Source organism: Furfurilactobacillus sp. W61-4 (assembly GCF_057545565.1).
Genome location: NZ_BAAJNZ010000005.1, coordinates 1 through 23,599, shown reverse-complemented (window position 1 = coordinate 23,599; position 23,599 = coordinate 1). Strand labels below are relative to the sequence as shown.

General features: G+C 44.6%; 25 protein-coding genes and 1 other annotated feature. Of the genes, 23 read left to right on the top strand and 2 right to left on the bottom strand.

Annotation, left to right across the window (positions count from 1 at the left end):
* The first annotated feature begins 352 nt into the window (after positions 1–352).
* The 17 genes from AC27FN_RS07230 (at position 353) to AC27FN_RS07150 (ending at position 14,884) form a co-directional block, all read left to right on the top strand.
* The gene (locus AC27FN_RS07230) at positions 353–898 is read left to right on the top strand and encodes a dCTP deaminase/dUTPase family protein (protein ID WP_487167333.1); all 546 of its coding nucleotides are present in this window, start codon (positions 353–355) and stop codon (positions 896–898) included.
* Between the two features lie 113 nt (positions 899–1,011).
* Positions 1,012–2,382, top strand: coding sequence for a DNA repair protein RadA (gene radA, locus AC27FN_RS07225; RefSeq protein WP_487167332.1), 1,371 nt, complete (start codon positions 1,012–1,014; stop codon positions 2,380–2,382).
* A 35-nt stretch (positions 2,383–2,417) separates the two neighbouring features.
* Positions 2,418–3,611, top strand: coding sequence for a PIN/TRAM domain-containing protein (locus AC27FN_RS07220; protein WP_487167331.1), 1,194 nt, complete (start codon positions 2,418–2,420; stop codon positions 3,609–3,611).
* A gap of 230 nt (positions 3,612–3,841) precedes the next feature.
* Entirely contained in the window at positions 3,842–5,329 is a 1,488-nt protein-coding gene (gene gltX / locus AC27FN_RS07215; protein WP_487167330.1) for a glutamate--tRNA ligase, read from the top strand.
* Positions 5,330–5,488: 159 nt separating this feature from the next.
* Positions 5,489–6,904: a cysteine--tRNA ligase gene (cysS, locus tag AC27FN_RS07210; protein ID WP_487167329.1), complete on the top strand. Its 1,416-nt coding sequence runs from the start codon at positions 5,489–5,491 to the stop codon at positions 6,902–6,904.
* Positions 6,897–7,328, top strand: a complete 432-nt coding sequence (locus AC27FN_RS07205; RefSeq protein WP_487167328.1) for a Mini-ribonuclease 3 — start codon at positions 6,897–6,899, stop codon at positions 7,326–7,328. Before cysS ends, AC27FN_RS07205 begins: the two co-directional genes overlap by 8 nt.
* Entirely contained in the window at positions 7,318–8,142 is an 825-nt protein-coding gene (gene rlmB, locus AC27FN_RS07200; RefSeq protein WP_487167327.1) for a 23S rRNA (guanosine(2251)-2'-O)-methyltransferase RlmB, read from the top strand. The genes AC27FN_RS07205 and rlmB overlap by 11 nt, the downstream gene beginning before the upstream one ends.
* Positions 8,143–8,468: 326 nt before the next feature.
* Positions 8,469–9,065, top strand: coding sequence for an RNA polymerase sigma factor (locus AC27FN_RS07195; protein ID WP_487167326.1), 597 nt, complete (start codon positions 8,469–8,471; stop codon positions 9,063–9,065).
* Positions 9,066–9,286: 221 nt separating this feature from the next.
* On the top strand, positions 9,287–9,436 hold the full coding sequence (gene rpmG, locus AC27FN_RS07190) for a 50S ribosomal protein L33 (RefSeq protein WP_487167325.1): 150 nt from the start codon (positions 9,287–9,289) through the stop codon (positions 9,434–9,436).
* Between the two features lie 11 nt (positions 9,437–9,447).
* Positions 9,448–9,624, top strand: coding sequence for a preprotein translocase subunit SecE (secE, locus tag AC27FN_RS07185; protein ID WP_407884710.1), 177 nt, complete (start codon positions 9,448–9,450; stop codon positions 9,622–9,624).
* A 138-nt stretch (positions 9,625–9,762) separates the two neighbouring features.
* Entirely contained in the window at positions 9,763–10,311 is a 549-nt protein-coding gene (gene nusG, locus AC27FN_RS07180; RefSeq protein ID WP_487167324.1) for a transcription termination/antitermination protein NusG, read from the top strand.
* A 117-nt stretch (positions 10,312–10,428) separates the two neighbouring features.
* A complete protein-coding gene (gene rplK, locus AC27FN_RS07175; protein ID WP_057811427.1) occupies positions 10,429–10,854 on the top strand; it encodes a 50S ribosomal protein L11 in 426 nt (141 codons plus the stop codon).
* Positions 10,855–11,055: 201 nt separating this feature from the next.
* Positions 11,056–11,748: a 50S ribosomal protein L1 gene (gene rplA / locus AC27FN_RS07170; protein ID WP_407884715.1), complete on the top strand. Its 693-nt coding sequence runs from the start codon at positions 11,056–11,058 to the stop codon at positions 11,746–11,748.
* 39 nt (positions 11,749–11,787) lie between these two features.
* Positions 11,788–11,917 (top strand) — a sequence feature (ribosomal protein L10 leader region).
* A gap of 23 nt (positions 11,918–11,940) precedes the next feature.
* On the top strand, positions 11,941–12,450 hold the full coding sequence (gene rplJ / locus AC27FN_RS07165) for a 50S ribosomal protein L10 (RefSeq protein ID WP_407884717.1): 510 nt from the start codon (positions 11,941–11,943) through the stop codon (positions 12,448–12,450).
* Positions 12,451–12,529: 79 nt separating this feature from the next.
* On the top strand, positions 12,530–12,895 hold the full coding sequence (rplL, locus tag AC27FN_RS07160) for a 50S ribosomal protein L7/L12 (protein ID WP_407884718.1): 366 nt from the start codon (positions 12,530–12,532) through the stop codon (positions 12,893–12,895).
* A gap of 210 nt (positions 12,896–13,105) precedes the next feature.
* Positions 13,106–13,879: a CPBP family intramembrane glutamic endopeptidase gene (locus AC27FN_RS07155; protein WP_487167323.1), complete on the top strand. Its 774-nt coding sequence runs from the start codon at positions 13,106–13,108 to the stop codon at positions 13,877–13,879.
* Between the two features lie 114 nt (positions 13,880–13,993).
* Positions 13,994–14,884 carry a cation diffusion facilitator family transporter gene (locus tag AC27FN_RS07150; RefSeq protein ID WP_487167322.1) on the top strand — a complete coding sequence of 297 codons (891 nt, stop codon included), beginning with the start codon at positions 13,994–13,996 and terminating at the stop codon, positions 14,882–14,884.
* A gap of 101 nt (positions 14,885–14,985) precedes the next feature.
* Here the strand turns inward: AC27FN_RS07150 and AC27FN_RS07145 are convergent, their stop codons facing one another.
* The gene (locus AC27FN_RS07145) at positions 14,986–15,330 is read right to left on the bottom strand and encodes a hypothetical protein (protein ID WP_487167321.1); all 345 of its coding nucleotides are present in this window, start codon (positions 15,328–15,330) and stop codon (positions 14,986–14,988) included.
* An 825-nt stretch (positions 15,331–16,155) separates the two neighbouring features.
* On the opposite strand from AC27FN_RS07145, the gene AC27FN_RS07140 reads away from it, so the two are divergent.
* The 3 genes from AC27FN_RS07140 (at position 16,156) to AC27FN_RS07130 (ending at position 17,703) form a co-directional block, all read left to right on the top strand.
* On the top strand, positions 16,156–16,359 hold the full coding sequence (locus AC27FN_RS07140; protein ID WP_407884724.1) for a cold-shock protein: 204 nt from the start codon (positions 16,156–16,158) through the stop codon (positions 16,357–16,359).
* Positions 16,360–16,445: 86 nt separating this feature from the next.
* A complete protein-coding gene (locus tag AC27FN_RS07135) occupies positions 16,446–17,201 on the top strand; it encodes a threonine/serine exporter family protein (protein WP_487167494.1) in 756 nt (251 codons plus the stop codon).
* 28 nt (positions 17,202–17,229) lie between these two features.
* Positions 17,230–17,703: a threonine/serine exporter family protein gene (locus tag AC27FN_RS07130; protein ID WP_487167320.1), complete on the top strand. Its 474-nt coding sequence runs from the start codon at positions 17,230–17,232 to the stop codon at positions 17,701–17,703.
* Positions 17,704–17,788: 85 nt separating this feature from the next.
* On the opposite strand, the gene AC27FN_RS07125 is transcribed toward AC27FN_RS07130, so the two are convergent.
* Positions 17,789–19,117, bottom strand: coding sequence for an LCP family glycopolymer transferase (locus AC27FN_RS07125; RefSeq protein WP_487167319.1), 1,329 nt, complete (start codon positions 19,115–19,117; stop codon positions 17,789–17,791).
* Between the two features lie 53 nt (positions 19,118–19,170).
* Here AC27FN_RS07125 and AC27FN_RS07120 point away from each other — a divergent pair, with 53 nt between their 5' ends.
* The 3 genes from AC27FN_RS07120 to AC27FN_RS07110 all read left to right on the top strand — a co-directional run.
* Positions 19,171–19,299 carry a hypothetical protein gene (locus AC27FN_RS07120; RefSeq protein WP_487167318.1) on the top strand — a complete coding sequence of 43 codons (129 nt, stop codon included), beginning with the start codon at positions 19,171–19,173 and terminating at the stop codon, positions 19,297–19,299.
* Between the two features lie 243 nt (positions 19,300–19,542).
* Entirely contained in the window at positions 19,543–20,205 is a 663-nt protein-coding gene (locus AC27FN_RS07115; protein WP_487167317.1) for a phosphatase PAP2 family protein, read from the top strand.
* Between the two features lie 524 nt (positions 20,206–20,729).
* A partial coding sequence (locus AC27FN_RS07110) for an MBG domain-containing protein (RefSeq protein WP_487167316.1) occupies positions 20,730–23,599 on the top strand: 2,870 nt, incomplete at its 3' end.

Here is a 23,599-nt window from a genome sequence, read left to right as displayed (position 1 = left end):
TCAGTGTTTCGCTCTGATTTCTTTGTCGAACTACACAAGCCTGATCCTTGTGCCTAGCCTGCTACCAGCAATTGGTAGACCCCATCAATCGCTGCCAGCTTGCTAGTGCTCAGGATCACCCTGGCTTGTTTCGCTCTGATTTCTGTTTGTCGAACTACACAAGCCTGATGTCTGTGCCTCCCAGCCTGCCTAGTTGATAAAGAGCGCCAACTAGTCAGCCTCAGCTAGTGCTCGACATTAACCGGCTTGTTTTACTCTGATTTCTTGAGAATAGCAGAATGCTATCATCTCCAGAAGGCTTACTCTATAATGGAAGCCAAGTGACTAAATTAACTAAATGAGGAGCAAGCTAATGGCAAAAACACGTGGTTTTGAGGTGGTCAAACGGTTGGCCGATAATCCAGTCCCGTTACCACAACGGCAAACAAAAGCGGCCGCCGGTTATGATCTAGCAGCTGCGAGCGATTTTACCTTACCATCAATTTGGCGGGGACACTTTTTGAAGGCTTTGTGGCACATGCGGCATGGTAAGTCGCTAACGCCAGAGCTGTTAACGACAGCTGATCAAGAATTGAAGCCCTTTTTAGTACCGACGGGGATCAAGGCCTTTATGCAACCAGATGAAGTCCTTTTGCTAGTGAACCGTTCATCCGGTCCGTTAAAGCGTCGTTTGATTTTGCCAAACGGGGTTGGCGTGATTGATGCGGATTACTATAGTAACGACAGTAACGATGGCGAAATTTTTATGCAATTGATCAATTATGGCCTGACCGACGTGAAAATCAAGAAGGGTGAACGAATCGCCCAAGGAATTTTTGTGCCATTTCTAACTGTCGATGGTGAAGCTACACCACGGACGGAACGCAATGGCGGCTTTGGTTCTTCAGGACAACATTAAAAGGTTAAGAAAATTCAAATCGGTCGCGAACTAATTGCACTCAGGCAGGCATGTGGTAGACTGTAATTATTGATTGGTTAACATTGGTCAAACCTAGATGAAAGGAAATAATTGTGGCGAAAGCAAAAACCCAATTTGTCTGCCAAAACTGTGGCTATTCCTCACCCCGCTATTTAGGACGGTGTCCGAATTGTGGTGAGTGGAATACGTTGGTTGAAGAAAAGATTAGTGATGATGTTCCTAATCGTAAAGCTCGAGTTAGTTTTACTGGTCAGACAGCGACGGCGCAACCAATTAAGGATGTCAGCTTAGCTGAAGTACCTCGTGTGAAAACGGCGTTAAAAGAGTTTAACCGCGTACTCGGCGGAGGCGTGGTTCCGGGATCACTTGTTTTGATCGGTGGTGATCCAGGCATTGGTAAATCAACCCTGTTAACGCAAGTGTCGGGTCAATTAAATGATACGGGTGGCCGAGTATTATACGTTTCTGGTGAAGAGAGTGCCACTCAAATTAAAATGCGGGCGGACCGCTTAGGCGTTGGTGGTGATGAATTTTATTTGTATCCTGAGACGGATATGAATAATATTCGCGAACAAATTACCGCTTTAGATCCCAAGTTTGTCATTATTGATTCTGTACAAACGATGCAAGAACCGGACATCACCTCGGCAGTCGGTTCCGTGGCTCAGATTCGTGAAGTGACAGCGGAGTTGATGCAGATCGCCAAAACGAATCAAATCACAATTTTTATTGTCGGGCATGTCACGAAAGGTGGCGCGATCGCAGGACCGAAGATTTTAGAGCACATGGTCGATACGGTCCTATACTTTGAGGGTGATTTGCACCACACGTACCGGATTCTACGGGCGGTCAAAAATCGTTTCGGTTCCACCAACGAGTTAGGAATCTTTGAAATGCGCGAAGATGGACTACGCGAAGTCGCAAATCCATCGGAAATCTTCTTAGAGGAACGACTGACTGGGGCGACTGGCTCCGCGATTGTCGTTTCGATGGAGGGAACTCGACCAATTCTGGTTGAGGTGCAAGCACTGATTACGCCATCTGTCTTTGGTAATGCCCAACGGACTGCCCAAGGACTTGATCGCAATCGCGTTTCTCTGATTATGGCAGTGCTAGAAAAGCGCGCTAACTTGATGTTGCAAAACCAAGATGCATATTTGAAAGCAGCTGGTGGGGTCAAGTTAGATGAACCGGCAATTGACTTGGCAATCGCCATCTCAATCGCTTCGAGTTACCGCGATAAAGAGACACGTCCGAGTGATAGCTTTGTTGGGGAAGTCGGTCTAACGGGTGAAATTCGTCGGGTTAATCGAATTGAGCAACGAGTCGCTGAGGCGCAAAAATTAGGTTTTAAACGTATTTTTGTTCCCAAAAACAACTTACAGGGCTGGACCCCACCGTCTAATATTGAAGTTGTGGGCGTTACGACAATCAGTGAGGCATTGAAGCTAGCCCTGGCTTAGGACGTTATTAGTTGACTTGAAAGGAGGTGAAAACAATGAAAATGACCAAAAGACTTGTGATTCAATTATTATTTGTGATTGCTGGAATTGGGGCAGGCTTTCGTTTTCTTCCGGTGTTTTGGGAGCTCGTCGGTTTGTCTGGTAATGGCTTGATCAATAACTTTTTGACTAACATTGTGTTTGGTGCAATTATTCTGTATTTACTTTCGTTTCTGTTAGTCGGTTACATTGAAAAACTGGTGAATCGGGCGGAGAAATATTTAGCAAAGCAAAGCCCGATCTACTTGCTGTTTGGTAGTTTGGGAACCATTGTCGGTTTGGTGTTTGCGATCTTGATTTCGACGATTTTCTTTCAAACGCCGATGTTTCTAACGAACACGTTGATTCCGGTGGTGCTGATGTTACTGCTAGGCTACTTGGGTTTTCGATTAGGGACAACGCGGACTGATGAGTGGCGACGGTTATTTTCGCTCAGCTTCCGGCGCAATAAGCGTACTAACGAAAGCGGCGAGATTCTTGATGAAAGTGAACCGAATTATCACCATTACAAGATTTTAGATACCAATATTTTGATTGATGGGCGGATATACGACATCATCAAAACTGGTTTTCTTGAAGGTACCTTGCTAGTTCCTAACTTTGTGTTGCAGGAGCTGCAATACATTGCGGATTCTAGTGACAGTATCAAACGTGTGCGTGGCCGGCGTGGCCTGGATATTTTGAACAAGCTTCAAAATGAAAAGATTATGCCGATTGAAATGTATGAGGGTGATTTCAAAGACATCCCCGAGGTTGATGACAAGTTGATCGAATTGGCGAAACAGATGCAAGCCGTGGTGGTTACCAATGACTACAATCTGAATAAAGTGAGCCAATTTCAAAACGTTCAGATCATGAATATCAACGCGTTAGCGAAATCGTTGAAGCCCCGAGTGATTCCAGGCGAACAGCTTAACGTGATGGTGGTCAAAAACGGGACGGAACGTCAACAAGGTGTCGCCTACTTGGATGATGGCACGATGGTCGTCGTGGAAGACGGTCGCTACTACATCAATGAACATCTTGACGTCACGGTAACGAGCGCTTTGCAGACGGATGCAGGCCGCATGATTTTTGCCAAACCAACGCATTCCACCCGTGGCTTAAACGAAAAGCCTAGTAGTGGTGACGCACCAAAACCAAATTCAGCGACAGCTAAACCGAATAAGAAGAACTCACGGAAACCGTGATGTCAAAGAGCGCTGGCTTAAATCGGCGCTTTTTTGATCTAAAATACGATTTAAAAGTTGCTAGACAGTGAGTAAATCCAGAGCAAGAATGCCTTAGGACAAGTGTTTGATGATTGCTTGTTGCTTCGGAGTAAAACGCGACCTCATGACCAGGCGTTATTGAAAAACCCTGCCCAAAAAGGTAACATAAACAGCAGACACACTAATTAATTAAGAAAGAGGCGCTGATTGTGGCCAAGGATAAAATTCGGGTGCGTTACGCACCGTCACCAACCGGACATTTGCATATTGGCAATGCCCGAACCGCGTTATTTAACTACTTATTTGCGCGGCACAACAACGGAACGTTTGTGATTCGGATTGAAGATACTGATACGAAACGGAACGTGGCTGACGGTGAAAAAAGTCAGTTAGACAACTTGAAATGGCTGGGAATTGACTGGGATGAAGGTCCTGACAAACCCGGTGACTTTGGTCCTTATCGGCAATCTGAACGTAAAGACATCTATGTGAAGCTGATTCAAGAGCTGTTGGATCAGGAGTTGGCCTATAAATCTTACAAGACTGAGGAAGAATTAGCTGCTGATCGTGAACGTCAGCAGGCTAATAAGCAAGCGCCGCACTATGTCTATGAATACGAGGGCATGAGTGATGAAGAAATTGCGGCTGCTCAAGCGAAGTCTGAAGCCGACGGGTTAACACCAGTCGTCCGTTTTCGTGTGCCGAAGAATCGTGACTACGCCTGGGAAGATATCGTTAAGGGACATATTTCTATCAACTCAGATACCATCGGCGGCGACTGGGTGATCCAAAAGCGTGATGGCATGCCAACCTACAACTTTGCCGTGGTGGTTGACGATCATTTGATGGAAATCAGTCACGTTTTACGTGGAGACGATCATATTGCCAACACGCCAAAACAATTGATGATTTATGAAGCGTTCGGTTGGGAAGCCCCAATTTTTGGTCATATGACGTTGATCATTAACACTGAGACGGGTAAAAAGCTGTCGAAGCGTGACGAAACCGTCCTCCAGTTCATTGAACAGTATCGTGAATTGGGCTACTTGCCTGATGCAATGTTAAACTTCATCACGTTGTTAGGTTGGTCACCGGTGGGTGAAAATGAAATTTTCACGCAAAAAGAACTGATCAAAATGTTTGATGAAAAGCGATTGTCCAAATCGCCAGCTAAGTTTGATGGCAAAAAGCTAGAATGGATCAACAACCAATACGTGAAAGCGGCCCCTGAAGATGAAATCTTCGATAGTAGTCTACAAGAATTAATTCGGGCTGGCTTGGTTGAAAATGATCCCAACCAATTACATCTGGAATGGGTCCGTAAGTTGGTCAGTCTTTACAAACAACAAATGTCCTACACAGCGCAAATCGTGGACATGAGTAAAGATGTTTTCTTCCAAGAACCGGCCCAGATTACGGATGAAGCCAAGGAAGAGTTGGCTGCCGATACCGCCAAGACGGTACTGACTGAGTTCGTTCAGCGAGCTGATAAACTCGCGGTATTCGATGCTTTTCAGATTCAAAAGACAATCAAGGAAATTCAAAAAGAAACCAAAATTCGTGGTCGCGCGTTATACATGCCACTGCGGATCGCGGCGACTCACGAAATGCATGGTCCACAATTGCCAGAATCAATGGAATTGTTAGGTCGTAAAGCAACTTTACGGAACATGCAAGCCATTATTGAATCATTGTAATCGCTCTGCTAAGAAGCCAACATTCAGTAAGATGTCACACTGAATGTTGGCTTCTTGTCGATCGGGTGATGGTCCGCTTAGACAGCCTTTGCCTAGCAGCGTTACCAAAATATGGTAAAATCACATTAATTACAATTGGTTTAAGGAGGCAACGGTGCCATGATTCAAATTTTTAATACGCTTTCTCGAACAAAAGAACCGTTTGTGCCGCTACATGAAGGCCAAGTGAACATGTATGTGTGTGGTCCTACCGTGTACAACTACATTCATATCGGCAACGCACGCTCAGTCGTTGCCTTTGATACGATTCGTCGTTATTTTGAATACAAAGGATTTACCGTGAATTACGTTTCAAATTTCACTGATGTAGACGATAAGATGATCAACGAAGCTGCGCGTGAAGGAATCACGGTGCCGGAGTTAGGTGATCGTTTCATCAACGCTTATTTTGAGGACACTAAGCCACTTAATGTTGAGCGAGCGACCGTGAATCCACGGGCAACGGACAATATCGATGACATTATCGCGTTTGTGGCTGATTTAGTGGCCAAGGGGTATGCTTATGAATCTGCTGGTGACGTGTATTACCGAGCCCGTAAGTTTGCGCATTACACCCAATTGGTCCATGAATCGCTAGATGACTTGGAAACAGGAGCGAGCGACCGTGTAGACGATGGTGATAACGCCAAAAAGGAAGACCCGATTGATTTTGCTTTGTGGAAGGCCGCAAAACCAAATGAAATTTCATGGTCATCACCTTGGGGCATGGGCCGTCCTGGTTGGCATATTGAGTGTTCAGTAATGTCCACTAAGTATTTAGGCGATACCTTTGATATCCACGGTGGTGGTCAAGATTTAATTTTCCCACATCACACCAATGAAATTGCCCAAAGTGAGGCTCATACAGGACAGCAGTTTGCACGCTATTGGATGCATAACGGTTTTGTGACGGTTGGCGATGAAAATCAAAAAATGAGTAAGTCACTGGGGAATTTTATTACGTTGCACCAGATGAATGAGCAAGAAGATCCGCAAGCAGTCCGGTTCTTCATGGCGACGACCCAGTATCGTCGGCCGATTCAATACACCAGTGGGAATTTGGCTGACGCAAAGAATAATCTTAAACGGCTGAAAAACACTTCTGATAATCTAGCCTATCGGTTGGCGGATGCTGAAGAAGGCCATGACGTTGCCGTTGAACAGGCAGCCCACGAGCAACAAGTTGCGTTTGAAACGGCGATGGACGATGACTTTAACGCACAAAATGGTATCGCGGCAATTTATGAGCTGGCAAAAGTGATCAATGTGTATTTAAACCGTGAAACGGTGCAAGCAGCAACCTTGATTCAATTAAAGACGTTATATGCCACTCTTTTACGGGTCTTTGGTATTGAATTTGAAGATGAATCGCTGGCCGATGAAGAAATCCAAGGGTTGATCGACGAACGGCTACAAGCGCGGGCCAACAAAGATTTTGCCCGTAGCGATGAAATTCGCGATCAGCTTAAAGCACGGGGCATTATTTTGGAGGATACGCCGCAAGGAACTCGCTGGCGGAAGGACACAGATGACTGAAATTAACTATCGTGAATTAAACGGCATGGCGTTAGCTTACATTGGTGACGCCGTGTATGAAGTATACATTCGCCAACATTTGATTGAGCGCGGCTATACCGTGCCGACTAAATTGCACCATCACGCGACCCACTTTGTGTCAGCTAAAGCTCAGGCTGCGTTAATTCGCTTGATGGAAATTGATGAAATTTTAACAGATGAAGAAACGGCGATGTTTAAACACGGCCGTAATGCGACCACGCGACATAGCGCTAAAAATACTAATATTGTGACGTATCGGATCTCAACGGGTTTTGAGGCGATCTTTGGCTATCTAAAGTTGACCGATCAGCGAGAACGACAAGATTGGCTGGCGCAATGGTGCATTGAGCAAGTTGAGGCCGGCCGCACGGAAGAAACCAAGGGAGCAAATCATGCCAAATAAACATCAAGGAAACCAACGCCGTCATCCGGTTAAACATCGTGAAGAACCAGCCAAGTCAGCACCAGTTGCTAACGAAACCGGCGATTTCATCATTGGTCGGCACCCGGTAGAAGCCGCATTAAATTCTGATCAACAAGTGAACAAGGTTTTTATTCAAGAGGGCCTGCACGCAGATGTGTTGCATAACATTGCTAATTTGGCTAACCAGCGAGGCTTGATTATCAGTACCGTGCCGAAACAAAAGTTAGATCAAATGACGGCTGGTCAAAATCATCAAGGCGTCGTGTTAGCAATTCCGCCATTTGATTATGCTTCACTAGATGATTTATTTGCCAAAGCGGATGCCGTAAATGAGCCGCCGTTTTTCTTAATTTTAGATTCTGTCGAGGATCCACATAATCTGGGCTCAATCTTGCGGACGGCTGATGCAGCTGGCGTTCACGGAATTATTATCCCTAAACGACGGGCAGTTGGATTAACTTCGGTGGTGGCAAAGACTTCCACTGGAGCGATCGAACATGTACCCGTTGCGCGAGTGACGAATCTAGTCGCCACGGTCAAGACCCTTAAAGACCGTGGACTGTGGATTTTTGGCACCGATATGGCGGGCACTGATTATCGCCGATGGGATGCCACTGGGCCGACTGCGCTCATCATTGGTAACGAGGGCAAAGGGATCGCACCGCTCTTAAAGAAATCGGTGGATGAGATGTTGACCATTCCGATGATTGGTCATGTACAGAGCTTGAATGCGTCTGTCGCGGCTTCACTATTGATCTACGCTGGTTTTAATTCACGTCATTCGCTAACATAATTATTGATGAAAATATGCGTTTCTTTGATGATGGCCTTTATCCGTCACTGATCATTTGGTGATGGATCAGGGTCATTTCGTCTTTGACAGGAAACGAACCATTTACCCAGACTAAAGTGTGAGGGGCTCATTTTAATTGATTGTGGGCCTCACGAGGGGCTTTTGTTTGGCTTTTCTATGGAGGAGAGCAGTTCAAATTATAATAGAATTGATGGATTATCAAAGACTTAAATTATTAAAACATGCGTTTGGTTGGTCATTTGGGTCCTTTTTTCTAAATTAAAATCATCAACTGGTGATGCTACTTTTAGAAAGCGGGTGCAGAGATGATTGGTTGGAATCGTGAAGCGGAAGACCTTGTGATTAATGACGCCGACAGGGGCGATCAGCAAGCATTTGAACGGCTGTTTAATCAATATCAGCCACTGGTAATTAAGTACTATCATCTGCTGCATTTTAAGGGAATTTTAGTCGATTACGATGACTGGCAGCAAGAATCACGAATCGTTTTGACAGAAACGTTGAAACGGTATCATGGTCGTCAATTCGGGGAATTTGGCGCCTACTTTAAGATCAATGTTCGAAACCGGGGTTTTGATTTAAAACGGCAGCAAAATGCGTTGAAACGGCGGGCAACGGAACTCAGTGAATCAATCGATGATGATAATCAAACTAGCTTGGCTGATCAGCTACGCACATTTGGATTGACAGGAAGTCATCAATTAAATTTGCAAGGTTACTTAACGCGATTAACGGCGTTGTTGTCACCATTAGAAACGTTTGTCTGGCAAGGATTAATTGATGGTATCTCAATTGTTTATCTGGCTTATGTTGGTGGGGTTGACGAGGATCGTGTCGCCAACGCGATTAATCGATGCCATACGAAAGCGACCCAACTTCTTCGAGCGATGCAACGTGAATGAAGCGGGCGGACTTTTATACACTTGTCTAGGTGGTAAACGAGTTACCGCGGTTAACGCTTAAACCATTACTCGTTTAAAATGGCAATCCACTAAAAGTTGACGCGAACAGGCTGATTTATTCAATTGACACCGTTAGAATCGCGTGCTAGTCTAATTTAGATATTAATTGTTGAGGATTGCCCTTTTGTGGTGACCTAAATTCTATCCTGGAGGTGCCAGAGATGGCCAATCGTAAAGTCGCACTGGCATGTTCAGTGTGTGGATCACGAAATTACACTATTTCATCCAATCCTAATCGGACTAATCGGCTTGAAATTAATAAATTCTGTAAACACTGTGGTCAATATACATTACATCAGGAGACAAAGTAGGAGGATAACTCATGCATTTATGGCGCTTTTTAAAGAGTGTGATCGCTGAATTGAAGATTGTTCGGTGGCCAACTGCCAAGGAAAATCGGCGTGATTCTTCGATTGTGCTCCTCGTCTCAGTGATGTTTGCGCTATTCTTCGCACTAATTGACTGGGGCATGCAGGCCCTTGTGACTTGGCTGGCTTAGCCAATTGACACAAGCATGTTTCTTGTATTTGGTCAAAGTGGTCAAATAGCATTATTTTTGATATACTGGATCTGTTGGAAAACTTCGTTGCGTGCGAAGTTTTTTTATTTTGTCGTTTGTTGGATGGAGGAATAGAACATGGCGGAAACCGCTGAAAAACTATGGTATGTGTTACACACGTATTCTGGCTATGAGAATAAGGTGAAAGCAAACTTGGAATCCCGGGCACAATCCATGGGAATGTCTGATTACATCTTTCGTGTCGTAGTACCAGAAGAAGAAGCACAACAGATTAAAGATGGTAAAGCTAAGACAGTAGTTGAAAATGATTTTCCGGGTTACGTGCTCGTTGAGATGATCATGACGGATCAAGCTTGGTATATCGTCCGTAATACTCCTGGCGTCACAGGCTTCGTGGGTTCTCATGGCGGTGGTTCAAAGCCAACCCCACTATTACCAGATGAAGTGAGCTTGGTATTAAACCGCATTGGTGTTGATGCGCGCCATCAAAGCGATTTTGATGTCGAGGTTGGCGAATCTGTCCGGATCGTCGATGGTGCCTTTTCTGATATGGTCGGTAAAGTAACAGAAGTTGATGACGAAAAGCAAAAATTAAAGGTTAATGTCGACATGTTTGGTCGAGAAACTTCAGCGGAATTGAACTTTGCCCAAGTCGATAAAATCTAGTAATCGCTTGTCACTAGTTGATCAACATGGTAAACTACTACGGTATGTGTTTACACATGCCGTGGGAGGCGCAAAACTTATGCGCCATCAACGACCACAATCAAGGAGGAATTGAACATGGCTAAAAAAGTAGCTAATGTTGTTAAGTTACAAATTCCTGCCGGTAAAGCAACACCTGCTCCGCCGGTTGGTCCTGCTTTAGGTCAAGCAGGAATTAACATCATGGGATTCACAAAGGACTTTAATGCCCGGACTGCTGATCAAGCAGGATTGTTGATTCCAGTTGTTATCACGGTGTACGAGGATCGTTCATTCGACTTCGTCACTAAGACCCCGCCAGCTTCTGTTCTATTGAAGAAGGCTGCTGGTGTTGAACATGGTTCTGGCGAACCCAACACGAAAAAGGTTGCTACGGTAACTAAAGCGCAAGTTGAGGAAATTGCCAAGACTAAGATGCAAGATCTAAACGCTGCCGACGTGGAAGCCGCTATGCGCATGGTCGAAGGTACTGCACGGAGCATGGGCTTTACTGTAGAAGGCTAAGCTTAACTTTGACGGTACGGATACTCGGCAAAAGCTGAATGTATCAGGTGGAAGAAAAACATCGAGCAGAAATGAGCATTAGGAAACGGCACACAGTGAGTGAGATGTCATTTATCGACTAGAGTGACAGCTCATGTACAGTGTTGAGAATTCCTGCTGAGCGTTTTTCGCCATTACCACATTTGCAAGGAGGAAAACACAATGGCCACTAAAAAGGGCAAGAAGTATCAAGAAGCTGCCAAGCAAGTCGACAAGACAAAAGCTTACAGCGTAGAAGACGCCGTTGCCTTGGTGAAGAAGATCGACTTCGCGAAGTTCGATGCTACGGTTGAAGTTGCCTTCAACTTAAACTTGGACACCAAGCAGGCAGACCAACAGTTACGTGGGGCAATGGTTTTACCTAACGGAACTGGTAAAACACAACGCGTCATCGTATTCGCAAAGGGTGAACAAGCCCAAGCTGCTAAAGATGCAGGTGCTGATGAAGTCGGTGATACTGATTTAGTTCAACGTATCTCTGATGGTTGGTTAGACTTTGACGTTGCAATTGCAACACCAGACATGATGGCTCAAGTTGGCCGTTTAGGTCGCCAATTGGGACCTAAAGGCTTAATGCCTAACCCGAAGACAGGTACAGTTACGATGAACGTTGCCCAAGCTGTCAAAGACGCTAAGGGTGGACAGGTGACTTACCGGACCGATCGTGACGGAAACGTTCACGTTCAAATCGGTAAAGTATCATTCTCTGAAGACCAACTCGTTGGTAACTTCAAAGCGATTGAAGACGTGATTGTTCGTGCACGCCCAGCCGCTGTTCGTGGGACTTACGTACAACACTTATCTGTTGCTTCAACGTTTGGCCCAGCCGTAACGGTTGATTTAGCTAGTTTCTAATTCAAACATTGACGTGAGTTAGTTGCTTTGCTAAGATGATCTAGTAATTTAATTTTACCTAAGACTCAGGTGGCCATGTGCCTTAATATCCTGCCGAGGCAAAGCAATTCGTGTGAATGACTTTGAACCCGCTGTCTTAGATTAGGACAGCGGGATTTTTTAGGTAAAAAATCAATCATGGAGGTGTAAAACGTGAGTAAAGAAGCAATTGCAGCAAAAGCTGCCATCGTTGACGACGTTGCGAAAAAATTAACGGACGCCAACTCAGTTGTTGTTGTTGACTACCGTGGTTTAACGGTTGAAGAAGTAACGGATTTACGTAAGCAATTGCGTGATGCCGACGTTGCGATGGAAGTCATCAAGAACAAGATCTTAACTCGTGCCGCTGAAAAGGCTGGCGTGGCTGATTTAAACGATTCTTTCGTTGGACCAACTGCTGTTGCCTTTGGTAATGGGGAAGATTCCATCGCCGCAGCGCGGATCTTAGCTAAATTTGCTAAGGATCATGATGTCCTTGAAATCAAGGGCGGTATGATGGAAGGTAAAGTTGCCAGCGTTGAGGAAATCAACACATACGCAACCTTGCCAAGTCGCGAAGACTTACTGTCAATGCTGGCTTCCGAATTGCAATCACCAATTCGCAGCTTTGCCTTTGCAGTTAAGCAAGTGGCTGACAACAAAGATGATGAACCAGCTGCTTAATCATTTAAGTTTAGCTGATCATGATCTGATTAATTTACCGGCTTGACCGGAACACATTTAAAAATGGAGGATTACAATCATGGCTTTAGACTCACAAAGCATTGTTGATCAATTAAAAGACGCAACCATCGTTGAATTAAACGATTTGGTTAAAGCAATCGAAGAAGAATTTGGTGTTAGTGCTGCTGCTCCGGTTGCAGCTGCTGGTGCTGCTGGTGGCGACGCTGCTGCCAAGACTGAATTTGACGTTGAATTGACTAGTGCTGGTTCAGCTAAGATCAAAGTTATCAAGGCTGTTCGTGAAGCAACTGGTTTAGGTTTGAAGGACGCTAAGGACTTAGTTGATGGCGCACCTAAGAACATTAAGGAAGGCTTGTCTGAAGACGATGCCAACGCTTTGAAGGCTACTTTGGAAGAAGCCGGTGCTACGGTTACTGTTAAGTAATTCTTTTCGAAGTAGATAAATTCATACTGCATAAGCGATTCTGCTTGCTAATTTGAATTTGATTAAAGTCTTGCCATATTTTACTTGGCAAGACTTTTTTTGTTGCAGTGATCGATAAGCATTGCTCGGGGGTAGTTAGCGGGTCCGATTACTTGAGCCGAAGACGTAGTTAGACTAAGCTAAAAAAGATCTTCAGAAAGGGGCGCCAATATGAATACACAGACTGAGACACGTTTTTTTCTTGAGAAGAAACAATCGGCTACTGATTTACCCTTAATCGACACACAAACTCAATCTTTAGCCAATTACTGGTTTATTGCATTGGTAAGCATCGCCATTATTTTGTCTCAAGTTGCTACCAACTTTGTCGGGACGGCTAATCCAATTGAATTAGGATTGGTTGGCCTGTATCAAATTTTTGGTCCTTTATTACTCTTTTTATTGTTATTTCGGTATGGCGCCAAGCAACCGTTAAAAACATTGTATCGTCGTTTTTCAGTACGTGATCTAGGGGTAATGCTCCTATTCACTGTTATCAATTTAGCTTATGGACAGTTAGCATCTTCCTTTATCCCTAGTGTCGCTAATAAGGGCATTATTGCCAGTACTGGTCATGGGAGTCTAGCAAATAAAATCCTCCATTTCACAACTAACTCGATATTAAATGTGCCTGCCTTGATGATTGAAGAATTATTTGGCATTATTTTGTTCTTAGCAGTGGCGGCGATGATTAAAAAATATTCCCACCTGGGACGTAATGCCAGCATGTGGATTGCACTCGTGATTTCAATGTTTATGTTTGGTCTCATGCACTTTTATGTATACGATTGGCATTTGGCACAAATGTTCTTCATCATTGGCGTTTCCCGTTTGATTACGACAGGACTTTATATTCGAACCAAGTCGATCTGGCCGGCTTTTTTTGCCCACTGGTTAACCGATACGTTCATTGCGTTTGTGACTACATTTACGCTGTGGCAGTGAAATAGCCATAAATCGCTTTTTGTGTTTAACCCTTCATATGCGATAATGAACAGTGAGCGGTGGACGAGTGGATCGGCTCATCGTATCTCTTAGTTAGAGAGGAGGGCGACCTTAATGCAGGAAACGAAAATGACGGGCGCCCGATTTTTATTCGTTACTTTATTAAATCTATTGATCACCGTTGCAGAAATAATCGGGGGATTAGTGTCTGGTTCGTTAGCTTTATTGTCTGATGCTTTTCATAATTTAGGCGACTCTTTGTCGATTGTTTTAGGCTATGTTGCGCAACGAATTAGTGGCAAACGGCAGAATCGCCAACGGACGTTTGGTTATCGGCGAGCCGAAATTCTCGCCGCGTTTGTCAACGGCTTGTTTTTAATTGGTGTGTCGGTGGTGCTGATGGTTGAGGCTGCCCGGCGCTTCATGAAGCCAGAACCGATTAATGGCGACATCATGTTAATCGTTGCCGTTATTGGGCTACTGGCTAATTTGGTATCTGCCATCTTGATGCATCGAGGTGCCGAAGAAAGTTTAAATATTAAGGCAACCTACTTACACGTATTGGCGGATGCCTTATCTTCTATCGCGGTTATTATCGGCGGGGTATTAATTGTTATCTTTAACATCACGTGGATTGATCCGCTGTTAACCTTACTTGTTTCATTTTATATTATCTATGAAACATGGCCAGTGATTCATGATTCAATCAGTATCTTGATGCAAACGGCACCACAGCTGGACTATGATGCGATTGCCGCCGACATCGTCACAATTCCTGGCGTCATTCGGGTTCATCATATTCATGCATGGCTGATTGACGAAAATAAAGTCGTCTTTTCGGCGCACGTGAACATGAAAGATGTGATGCTCAGTGAAGCGGAAGAAACGGTAGCCCAGATTCGTGATTTGTTAGTCCAAAAGTATCACCTATGTCATGTCACGATTCAACCAGAAGTTCATCATGGTGCTACTGACGCGTTATTTGTCAGCAAAGATCGCCTATAAGCTAACTGTCAAGTAGTCAAAAAGCCGTTATCCGGAGTATACGGACAACGGCTTTTTGCCGAGCTCAAGTTCACTAGGTTTTGTCGCAGGCCGGGTGATTATTACGCGGTTGCCAGCTGTGCAAATTGCTGTTGGTACCAGCCGGTCCATGGCGTCTCTGGTCGACCGTTAGCGTAAAAGCGTGTCTTAATCGCCCGCAGGAGTTGGCGGTAGTCATCGCTATTGAAGTTAACACTAGTGGTTAAGCGTTCTTCAGGGGTAAATGATTGGTTTAAAGTTAATTCGCGATTAATGTTCTCAATGTACCCGTGCTGATGATCATAAGCGGAAATTAGTTCTAGATTGTTCTGTTGCCATAAATCAATATAAAACTTGGCAAAGTCGGTCACTGCCGTTGTCTGAGCGGAATGATCGAGTTCGTCAATGGTTAGCAGTTGTTCTGCCATATTAACGCCTCCAAATTATCATTCAATATTATTTTAGCACTTTTAGTCGTGGGATAAGATGACCGGTATCACATACGGCCAATGATTAATCCAACAAATATTGTTATTTAGTGACTGACGGAGAAGGTTTAAATCAATCAAGTCAGTATGAATTATATGAGAAACTGGCATAATTAGTGAGCCGCTTACCAATCACACGGCTGATTGGAGGTGTGTTAGGATGATTCAGTATTTGGTTGATCCAATTTTAGTTGGATTGATAACGGTTTGGTTCGCTGATTGGCTACGTCGGAGACATAATAAGAAGTAAGAACGTATAAGCGGTAGCTAGCCCACCAAAAACCCCTTAGCAGTTGCACCTGCTAAGGGGTTCGGTGTGTCGAGATCCAGTATTTGATCTGAGGTTATTTTAGCGCGTTCTTGATAACTGTGCAATCTTGAACGCTTGCTACTCATTTGGCGGCGACAGGCAAACCAGCGACGTCATAACGTCTGCTGCACATAAGATAAATAAAATTATATCAAAAATTTTTTTTGTTTTACGCACCATGATTGACTCGCCTTTTGGGTCTTCACGCCCAGGTGGAACGCTACGGTGTGACGATTATTTTTTAACGCTGTAAACGTCAACTTGCGTAACAAATTTATTTTTACAAGACTAAGGCATGGTCAAAAAACCGCTTCCTATGATACAATCATTGTGTAGTTTGGTTCGGGAATGATGGTTAGATCGGCTCATGCTTGTTCGTGACAGTCCCCATTTGTACCAGTGCCAATTTACAAACTTTATAAACTGCGTACAGACGCACAGGAGGACTCAACAACATGGCAGAACACGGTACTGTTAAATGGTTTAACGCTGACAAAGGCTTCGGTTTCATCACTCGCGAAAGCGGCGACGATGTTTTCGTTCACTTTTCAGCAATCCAAGGCGACGGCTTCAAGACGCTTGAAGAAGGCCAAGGCGTTACTTTCGATGTTGAAGAAAGTGACCGTGGACCACAAGCTGCTAACGTCGTAAAAGACTAATTAATAGCAGAATTTCGGCGGTGTCGGGCTTCCAGTTGGAAGGCGGCATCGCCTTTTTTAATCATCACGAAATGGGAGTGATTAGTGTGCAGACAGCCCAATTAGTCATGAATACCGCCCTGTTGGCCGGGGAGATCCTGTTAAGCAATGGGTCGGAAATCGCTCGGGTGGAAGATACAATGACGCGGATCACCACCAATGCTGGTTTTAAACAAGTGGATGTTTTTGTATTATTGACCGGGATCACAATGTCCTTACCGGAATCGGGTCTGACGCAGGTCCGGCCAATTCACACGCGCACGATTGATTTAGAAAAAGTTGATCAAGTTAATACGTTATCACGTCAGTTTGCTGCTCAAGAAATTGATTTAGAAACATTTAATCGACGTTTACACCAAGTTAGCGCGGCCGTTGCGACGTTTCCTTTTTGGCTACAAGATTTGGCAGCAGTTGTGGTCAGTGTCACCCTAATGGTGGCCTTTACGCGCATTGACGACTGGGTGACAGTTGGCTTAACAGCATTGGCCGGTGGGATTGGGTATGCCGTCTTTTACTACATAAATCATGAGGTGCGCATTCGTTTTCTGTCTGAATTCTTGGCGGCTTTATTAATCGGCCTAATTGCGGATTTAGGTTTGATGTGGCTAGGTTTGAGTCGTCCCGCTCGAGATGCGGTCATTATCGGAGCGCTCATGCCATTAGTGCCCGGCGTGCCGCTTATGAATGCTTTTCGTGACACAATCGCTGGCAACTTTTTAAGCGGACCAGCGCGAGCGATGGAGGCGGTGCTGTCGGTTGGTGCGATTGGCGTTGGCATTGCGCTGATGGTGAGCTTGAGATAAGCGGTTTAAATAACAGAGGAGTGAAACCATGCAATTATTATGGGCTGGGATTTTGGCGTATTTGGCGACTGTGGGGTTCGGCATCATTTTAAACATTCCGCGACGGGCACTGAATATCGCTGGTTTAATTGGACTAACCGGCTGGGTCATTTATACCGCGATTGAGGCCTTGCCAATTAGCGACAATCAATTGTCGTTAATGGCAATGGGGATGTTAGCTGCAAGTATCGCGATCGGCTGGTTGAGCAGTTTGGCAGCGCGGCGCAAACACATGCCGGTTATTTTATTCAACATTCCTAGCTTGGTGCCATTAGTCCCTGGTGGTCAAGCCTATCAGATGGTTCGTAATTTGGTCCTCGGACAAATGACCGAAGCAACAAACTACCTCGGCCAAGTGGTTGTCGTCGCCGGAACAATTGCTTTAGGTTTTTTGCTAGCTGAATTAAGTGAGCGGGTGTGGCGTCGCGGGCAACGTCGGTGGCAGTTAACACGCGACCGTTAAAAATGATGGATGTTAAAAAAGATCACTTCAATTTTGAAGTGATCTTTTTAGGATGTATCTTTACACCGGTTTTTGGACGAGCCCTTTAATACCCATAACCGGTATAGCCACCAGTGTTTTTGGAATCCTTTCCAGTCGCATTGGCTGTATTACCTGAAGTGCTGGAATTATTGGCCCCATAGTTAGGATCAAGATAGGTATTAGAACCACTATTATAGGCTTTATCGTACTGTGAGGCAGTGTTGGTATCTTTGCCCCAAGTTGATGCGGTATCAGCGGTTTCGCCGTATGAAACTGGAGGGGCATAGGCAGCTAATGAAGCGGGTACGTAACTACCAAAACGTTTGCCAGTCTTGGCCTTAGCAAGGTCGAGTTGTTTACGCACTTTGTTGGTGATGCGTTGCTTTTCCGTCGTTGGCAGCACTTCAAAACTCTGCCCGTTAATATCATCGCTGGCGCCTTGAACGTGGTCAGAAACCACGTGTTTGGTGGCCGATCGATAGTTGTTAGCTAGCGCAATCATATCGCCAAAGGTGAAATCAGTTCGCGACTGACTCGCAATGGAATTTAAAAAGTCTTGATTCAATAGATTGGATAAATTACTACTCTTTTTCAACAGTGCGGTGATCACGATTCGTTGTCGTAATGTTCGGCCGTAGTCGCTTTCTGGATCTTGATAACGCATCCGGGTAAATTTAAGGGCTTGCGCACCATTAACATGAATCTTTTTACCCTTAACGAATTTTTGGTTTTCATAAGTGAACGAAAGTGGCGGCACGATGTCCACACCGCCGACTTTATTGATCACTTTTTCTAAACCACCCATGTTGAGGAGGGCGTAGTAGTCGATGGGCACATTAAAAAGTTTCTCGGTTGTCTTAATAGCGGTTTTTGTCTGGCCGAAGTAATAAGCCGCATTGATTTTGGTTGGAAATTCATTTTCGTAACCAACGACCGAAACCAGCGAGTCACGTGGGATACTAATCATCGTGGTGGTCTTTTTTTGAGGATTAACCGTGACTAACATCATCGAATCCGTGCGGCCACCCGACCACTCCTTAGAGTTACGACCCAGCGCACCCACGTCAGTGCCCATTAACAAGATTGAAATGGGCTTGCCCTTTTTAATTTTAGCGCTAACATCAGTCGCTTTGGCGCCATTAACGGAATTAAACATCTCATTAGAAGAGTGTTTTAAATTGTTATATAGCTTGAGACCAAAACCGCCAATGATTAATAAGAGCACCGCAATAATGGCAAAAAAAGTATTTCGAATAGGATGGCGATGATGTCTCGGTGGCTTAGGACCGCTATTTTTAGGTGTTGACGAGGCGGATGAGTCTTCGATGAAATGATTGCCGTGCGTCCGTCGATCATAGCGATTCAGGCGCGAATCTTGATTATCGTTGTTCATAAATTCCTCCGGGTTAACTGGATCTGTTCACCAGTGCAAACAAGCACGGTTGAATGAAAGAAGCTGATCGTGAGCCAAAAGTCATCATCAGCCAAAATAACCGGTTGTATGCCGGTAATGGTAAATTGTTGTTCATTGTATCAGTTGGTAACAACAACCACACCCATTCTAAGGATTTGTAATCTAATTATGTCGACTTAAGCCATTTCTTTAGAAATCTTTTCCGGTTCGCCATAAATTAGGAACTAAAATAGTGATTAAAGTCGGGCAACCCGGTTATTGTAACATTTTTTAAGAAAGCCTTAACTGGTTAAAGGACTGTAAAGCTCATCACTGAACTGCAGCGATTTCAAAAGGGTGTGCTATACTTTGTCAATGGTCCTTTGACCGAATTTAGACCCCGGCAACGGGGGGAGGTTCAATTTATGTTGATTGAGAAAGAACGGGGCCGCGGGCTCATCTTAACCGTGACGACCATCCTGTTTTTAATGTTGGCGGTAATGGCAATGCGTCAGTCGCAATTACTCGGATTAATCGATTCTGAAATCGTTAACCGCGTTCCTCGAAACAGTGCTTTTGCAGTGGCAGCTTTCTCGGCAATTACGAAATTAGCTAGTCCGACGCTGGATTTAGTTTATATGTTGGTGATTGCGGGAGGTTTGTGGCTATTTCACTATCGAATCCCGGCCTTGTGGACATTGGGTTATGGTCTGGGTGGCAATGTATTAGGAACTGTCATCAAACACATCGTTGGCCGCGCTCGTCCAATTGGGCATTTAGCTGCTGACGATGGTTACAGCTTTCCATCCGGACACGTCTTGGGCACGTTCATGGTAGCGGCCATTTTGTTTTTAATGGTAATTCCGTTGGTCGAAAGCCGACTGCAACGATTACTCATTCAAACGATTCTATGTATTTGGGTGTTACTGGTGATGTTCAGTCGCGTCTTCTTACAAGCTCATTTTCCAACCGACACGATTGGCGCTGTTTTACTGGCCTATGGGTGGTTGCAGGTGGCCGAATACTTGTACATATGGTTAGCGCCCCAGCTAAAACAATGGTCCTGGTTAAAAACATCAAAGCTTTAATAAAAAATCCAAAGTCTACATGACAATGTAGGCTTTTTTTGTGCGCTGCGTAGCAATAATTTTCTTTAACAATAAGGCAGTTTAAAGCAGAAAAATCGTGTCCCATGATCGTCATTTATATAATAAGAATTATAAAAGTGCGTTCGTCAGGTGTTCTGATTGGTAACCTGTTCGAAAATGTTATAAATTGTACGCAATAAGTTTCTTAATTAAACTAACGTAAATTCATCAATAAATTATTATATCGTAGATTATTTTAAGATTTGTTTTCTAAAATGAATAAAGGGTTTTGTGGTCAGTAATAAAAAGTAACCAAATAGTTCTGAATCATATTCATTTGAATCAATATAATGAGATTAATTATTGAGTATTAATGCTACAATTGACATTGTCACAATCGAGATAATCGACTGTTTAAACGTTCTTTTTCAATCTTAGTTTAAGTGAATCAATTGTTTAATTTACCTAGCTAATTTTTTCGTGTTGGTTGAATTATCAGATGAGCTTGAGCCTTGGAGGAGCATATGAGAAAGCAGAATCAAACACAATCTGAACACTATAAAATGTATAAGAAGGGTAAGCAGTGGCTGTTTGCGTTGGTGACGCTATTTGGTGTCGGTATTACCACCAACCTAACGACGGTTCATGCTGCAACTGATAGCGGTCAGCCGGCCGAAGAAGCGGCCAGTCCGACGAGCAACCCTACGCAGGCAGTCTCCCTAACAACGGGGAGCGCCTCAGGCGTTGCCACTGCTGCCTCAGCACCTGCTAGTCAACCGGGATCTGGTGACGCGGCGTCAACGACTTCACCAACTGATAGTGAGTCCATTACAGCTAGTTCCACAACGAGTACTGAAACACAGCAGAAATCGGCAGCCAGCCAGGCGACTGCTAGCGATCAAAAAATGGCGACTTCAACAGCGCCTGATGTAAGTGTAGCTTCACAGACGTCTACGCAAGCGGCTAGTTCGACTGTTAGTGAACAAGTACCAATGAAAGCAGCCGTTCCAACAGCGGTTCGCATGAATACAGTGGCTGATGGAATCGAGCGAGTTAGTTTGTTAGCGACGGATGCTGTGTCAGCAGCTGCTCAGCCGACTGCACCAACGCTAACTGGGGCACCTTCTTTATCTAATTTTTATGTGAATGGCGCTACTGTTACCTATAATCAGAGCACAACCTTATCTTTGAACCACATTTATAACCCCTCGGGTAGTCAGCAACTATACGGAGTCTATGTTGTATTACCGCCGTCAGTTATAGGAGCCTCATTATCTGTGATCCAACAGGCAGCTAATAACCTGGTTACAACGATGCAAAATGAAAAATATTCGATTGCTTCTATGACCGTCTATCAGTTGCCAAATTCGGTTAGTGGGCGGGAAGTCTATTACTTACGTCCTAATGATGGTGCTAATGCCGCTGGTGCTATAACAGCCGTTGAGTTTGACTTTCCAATTCAAACCGGATTAGCCACTGATCCAGCCGTGCCCGTAAGTTGGCAGATGAATGCAAACACTAATGATCAGTTAATAACGAACACGGTTATGTTTGCTGGGGCAAGTAATTATACGTCAGGTGGTTTCTATCCGACCGTTAGTGCGACAGCGGTCGGTATAATCGGGGCTGTCGACCAGAATGTACAAGGAATTGTATACTCCGGTATTGCCCGAAGCTTTTCTTATAAACACTCAACAATCGTTGACACATACAATGTGATTGATGGTATCACTGGCAAACAGATTACTTCAAAAGCAGTTCAGGGGCTGGATGGTAGCAGCTATTCGCGAGCAACGCCATCGACAGGAACAAATGCGAACGCAGTTGATACACTGGCTTCACTAGGCCTCAGTTCAACAACGTATGATCAGGCCAGCATGACGATTAATTCGGGGACGTTTTCTGATACTGAATATTTCTCTGGCGATACGACTGGGACGGGTTCCAGCTTTCCGGGCAGTACGTACACGATTACCGTCTATGAGAATGCCGCCAAGGTTTCTGTTAATTATGCCTATGAGCAGTTGGATACTAATGGAAATCCAGTATTGGGCAGCGATGGTAAGCCAATTCTAAAACCGCTGACTGGATTAGATGCAAGTTCATACCCAACGGAGGCGACTTATCCAAATGGCACCGTGTTGAACGGTACTGACGTTAATTATGTGATTCCCACAAGTGTGACGACACCACCAACGGGTTATACTTTTGCGTCGACTCAAGGTTCTTTGACTGGAGCTCTGCTGAATACGCCACAAACAGTAACAGTTATCTTTAAACAAGATCCGGCCACTGTTACCGTGAATTACTATGCGGTGGATCCGAATGGTAATCCTTACTATGTTTATACCGATAGTACCGGCACACACTACACGACGGATTCAAGCACACCGGGAGCAAAGCCGTATTTGCTAAATCAAAGTGGAGAAGTCCTTCCTTTGGACGGTTTTTTTGGTGACGCCTATACGGCAAATGCACCAGCGCAGGCAACCGACATTGAATCTGGACTGGCATATCATAACTACTACCAACTTTACGGACCTATTGATGAAAACGGGGTGGTGACAAAGGGTGCCACCACTGTTGGTGGTAATTATGGAACGGGCTCAAGCACTATCGGCTTCTACTATGTTAGACAGGTTGTGACTGATGCTACTTATCAGGGCATTTCACAAAATTCTTTAGCACCTGAAGTTAATAATAGCTGGGTTGATGGTCAAACCATCGTGATTCCTGGTATAAAAGATATTTCAGGTTATACGCCTGATTGGGATAAAAGCACGGTTTCGCTTGTTGATACGTTATCACCGGCGGAGCCGGCATCAATTCGGGCATTAGTTAGCCAAGTGATTGGTGGGACGACACCCGCAACGGATGAACAAGTCGCAGAAAATTTGCCCGATATTTTGGGCCTTTTCGAGACAAAGGTTGCTGCGGGGATGCAGATTGCAGCTGTTAATGTCAGCTATATATATAAACAAAACGTTACCAATGTCACCATCACTGGTGGATCGAAGACTTACGATAGTCAAGCTATCACGAACGCAGCCACGGTAACGTTACCTAGTGGTTTGACGGTACCTAAATTAACGCAGGGAATTGACTATACCGTCACCGGGAAAGATTCAAATTTGATTAATGTGGGTGATTATACTGTCACATTGACCCAAGCTGGTTTAGACAAACTGGCGGCTGCCAACACCAATTACGATTTTAGTCATGTGGACCCAACTCAAGTGACAGGGCAGTACACCATCAATAAAGCTCAAGCGACGATCACAGGTGGTGCCGGTAGTAAGACCTATGATGGTCAAAGTGCTCAACCAACTGCGACTGTAACTGGTGCAGTCAATGACGAACAACTTGAGTACACAATTGGTGAAGTTGGACCAAA